Source organism: Zobellella denitrificans, from assembly GCF_002237365.1.
GTDB lineage: Bacteria > Pseudomonadota > Gammaproteobacteria > Enterobacterales > Aeromonadaceae > Oceanimonas > Oceanimonas denitrificans.
This window is the reverse complement of sequence record NZ_NMUO01000167.1, coordinates 1-2,564: the sequence shown is the minus strand read 5'-3', so window position 1 is coordinate 2,564 and position 2,564 is coordinate 1. Positions and strand designations below refer to the sequence as shown.

Genomic DNA, 2,564 nt, shown 5'->3' with positions numbered 1-2,564 from the left:
GGCGGCGGTTGTCCATGGCCAGCAGGGTGCCGCTGTGGCCGGCGCCCAGCTCCAGCCGGAAGGCCGCCTGGGGAATGGCCTTGAGCCCGCCCTGGGCGGCGCAGATGCGCTGGAACTGGACCCAGGCCTTGCCGGAGGCGAGCAGTTCCCGGGCGCGGGCGATGGCGGCGGCCAGCTCTTCCCCGCTGGCCATGTTGAGCAGGTGGCCGGTAAGGAACAGCGCCCGTTCGCGCAGATCGGCGGGCGCCTGGGGCGCGTTGTTGAGCACGGCGAGGATGTCCAGTGCCTCCTGGGCCGGACCGATGCCGTAGCCGATGGCCTCTTCCCCCCTGGTGGTCAGGCAGCGCAGCCTGAGCCCCAGCGCCTTGCCCACGGTGTCGAACAGGTGCGCCAGGTGCCGGGCCTGGGGCTGGCTGCGCACCTTGGCGGTGGGGCCCACCGGAATGTCGATCAGCACGTGGGTGGAGCCGGCGGCCAGCTTCTTGGACAGCACCGAGGCCACCATCTGGCCCTCGCCGTCCACGTCCAGTGCGTGTTCGATACGGATCAGCATGTCGTCCGCCGGGCTCAGGTTGACGGCCCCACCCCAGGCCAGGCAGGCGTTTACCTGGGCGACCGTGGCCTGGATCTGATCCAGGCCGAGGTGCACATTGGTCAGCACCTCCATGGTGTCGGCGGTACCGGAGGGGGAGGTGATGGCGCGGGACGAGGTCTTGGGCATCGTCAGCCCGGCCGCGCTGGCGATGGCCACCACTATGGGGGTGGTGCGGTTGCCGGGCACGCCGCCGATGCAGTGCTTGTCGAGCACCTGCGGTTTGTCCGGCCAGCTCAGGCACTTGCCGCTGGCCACCATGGCCCGGGTGAGGGCGATGATCTCCCCGCTATCGAGCCGGTCGACGCAGGCGGTGACGAAGCTGGCGATCTGCATGTCGGAATAGCGGTGGGCGCTGATGTCCTGGATGATGTCGTCGATTTCCCGGGCCGAGAGGGCATGGCCGTAGATCTTCTTGCGTACCGCGCTCATGGAATGCAGCACCGGGGCGTGGCTCAGGGTCACCGCCTCGCCGCCCTTGAGCCCCAGGCGCTGCCAGGCAATGCGCGAAAAGCCCACCCGGCCGGGCGGCAGTACCGCCTCGGTGACCACGTTGAGGGTGGCGATGATGGCGCGCTCGCCCAGGCTCAACTGCAGGCGGGTGTTGGCATTGAAGCCTTCGGCGCGGCACACCTCGCAGTCGGCCCGCAGGAACACCACGGGCTCCTGGTGGGTGTCTATCCCCATTTCGACGGCGATCAGGGCATGAGGTTCGGTCATGGCAAATACCTTCGGCTGGGCTGCCGGGGCAGTAGGGGAGCAGTCTCTCCTACAAGCCTAGCGCGCCCCCGGGACTCGTGCCCGGCGGCCGCGGCGGGCGCCGGATTTTCAGGCCCCGCTGCCCGTCCGGATCATGGCGAAGGGGCGCAACAGCGCTTAGGCTCTTGTTCAATGGAGCTTTTTACGCGAGAGCCGCAACATGCCCCCATCTCCGGATCCCCGCCTGCCGGTCTATCGCACCTAGGGCCTGACCAAGGTCTACGGCAGCGGGCCCTCGGCGGTGTACGCCCTGCGCGGGGTGGAGCTGACGCTGCCCGCGGGGGAGCTGGTGGTGTTGCTGGGCCCCTCCGGCAGCGGCAAGTCCACCCTGCTGAACCTGCTCGGCGGGCTCGACGCCCCCAGCGGCGGCCGGATCTGGTTCTTCGAACGGGAGCTGACCGCCATGGACGAGGCCCGCCTCACCCGCTACCGGCGGCGCCATGTGGGCTTTGTGTTCCAGCTCTACAACCTGATGCCCAGCCTGACCGCCCGGGAGAACGTCGAGCTGGTCACCGACATCGCCGAGCAGCCGCTGGACGCGGGCGAGGCCCTGGCCATGGTGGGGCTGGCGGCGCGGGCCGATCACTTTCCCGCCCAGCTCTCCGGTGGCGAGCAGCAGCGGGTGGCCATCGCCCGCGCCGTCGCCAAGCGGCCGACGGTGCTGTTTTGCGACGAGCCCACCGGTGCCCTCGACAGCCAGACCGGTCGCGCCGTGCTGCGGGTGTTGCAGCAGGTGAATCGCGAGCTCGGCACCACGGTGCTTATCGTGACCCACGCCGCCGCCACCGCCGCCATGGCGCACCGGGTGATCCACTTCGCCGACGGCGCCATCCGGGCGGTGGAGACCAACCCTGACCCCTGCGGCGCCGAGGAGATCGAATGGTGAGGATGCCGTGATGAAAGCGCTCGATCGCAAGCTGGGCCGGGATCTGTGGCGGGTCCGGGGCCAGGCCCTGGCCATCGGCCTGGTGATCGCCATGGGGGTGATGCTGCAGGTGATGATGGACGGCCTGGTCAACTCCCTGGAGCAGACCCGGCAGGACTATTACCAGCGCTACCGGCTGGCGGAGCTGTTCGCACCGGTGAAGCGGGCGCCCCGGGCCGTGCTGGAGCGGGTGGCCCGGCTGCCCGGGGTGGCGGCGGGGGAGGGCCCTGTGTCACACCCGGGGACGCCGGCCGCTGGACGGGGGCGTGCCGTTGCTATGGTAGTCGG

General features: G+C 70.1%; 2 protein-coding genes and 1 pseudogene. 2 read left to right on the top strand and 1 reads right to left on the bottom strand.

Annotated features, from left to right (window positions below):
• Positions 1–1,312 (bottom strand): thymidine phosphorylase family protein (locus tag CGX12_RS19030; protein ID WP_094041438.1); only part of this gene is annotated, 1,312 nt, incomplete at its 3' end.
• Between the two features lie 280 nt (positions 1,313–1,592).
• Between CGX12_RS19030 and CGX12_RS19025 the strand changes: the two genes are divergently transcribed.
• The gene (locus CGX12_RS19025; RefSeq protein WP_217898215.1) at positions 1,593–2,237 is read left to right on the top strand and encodes an ABC transporter ATP-binding protein; all 645 of its coding nucleotides are present in this window, start codon (positions 1,593–1,595) and stop codon (positions 2,235–2,237) included.
• A 10-nt stretch (positions 2,238–2,247) separates the two neighbouring features.
• Positions 2,248–2,564: pseudogene (locus tag CGX12_RS19985) on the top strand (hypothetical protein); the annotation flags it as partial.